1 protein-coding gene and 1 pseudogene are annotated in these 900 nt (G+C 40.4%); one reads left to right on the forward strand and one right to left on the reverse strand.

Going from position 1 to position 900, the window contains the following annotated elements; translation table 11 throughout:
- Positions 1 to 76: 76 nt before the first annotated feature.
- Positions 77 to 292 (reverse strand): annotated as a pseudogene (locus RH85_RS23670) (C4-dicarboxylate ABC transporter); the annotation flags it as partial.
- A 263-nt stretch (positions 293 to 555) separates the two neighbouring features.
- On the opposite strand from RH85_RS23670, the gene RH85_RS03980 reads away from it, so the two are divergent.
- Positions 556 to 900, forward strand: a 345-nt coding sequence (locus RH85_RS03980; protein WP_006710910.1) for an SDR family NAD(P)-dependent oxidoreductase, incomplete at its 3' end; no start/stop codon positions are given.

Raw genomic sequence — 900 nt, forward strand, 5'->3', positions numbered from 1 at the left:
TTCTTAATACTTTTTTGAAAATACTTGCCACAACAGGCGCGAGTAATGGTAGCGCTATTAAAGTGATTTCTATCTAGTCGGGGAAGAAGCCCAATAAGAACACCATCAAAAGAATGAGCGTGATGATAGAGTAAGTTCCAAATGGCAAACCGCTTAAAAAACGATTTAATTAATTCATCGCCACCTAACTCCGCAGCACTAAGACAAAACAAGAAGCCGCCCCAAAAAACATCAAGATATAAGCGGTGGTGCCGTCGGAAGAAAGTAATACTTCTTTCAACACGTTTAGATTAAACAACATAAAAAGATGCTTTACATCACACAATGAGCAGTATTTCGTCTCTCTGCTCAAGGTCTAGAACTGATTGAAATTAAACCAAATTTAGAGCTTCAACGCGATGTGTGACAAGCAATGGCTTTTAAACCATTGATTAGTAAAAACCTAAAAGTGATGGATTTTAACCTATTCAACGAGCAATTTGAGCTATCTTGATTGTGTTGGAACGAGGCTTTGCCCGTTCTCTTTTTTTGCCCAAGATGAAAAGGAATTGAAATATGCCAGGAAATAGCTTCAACAACAAAGTCTGTATTGTCACCGGAGCCGCTCAGGGGATCGGGCAAGCCATCACGCAACGTTTTAGTGAGAACGGCGCACTCATGGTTTATGCATTAGATCTCAACCATGAAGCGCTTGCACATGCATGGCATGATCGAAACAATGTTACGCCAATCGGTATCAATATATGTGATAGGGATGCACTCTCGCAGTTGGTGGAAGATATACAGCGCCAGTATGGTCACATCGATGTGTTAATCAACAATGCCGGTATTACCCAAGATGCGTTATTGGAAAAAATGACTGAAGAGCAATGGGATATTGTGCTTGCGGTGAATTTAAAA

It is taken from the genome of Vibrio ichthyoenteri ATCC 700023, from assembly GCF_000222605.1.
In the GTDB taxonomy this organism is placed as follows: domain Bacteria; phylum Pseudomonadota; class Gammaproteobacteria; order Enterobacterales; family Vibrionaceae; genus Vibrio; species Vibrio ichthyoenteri.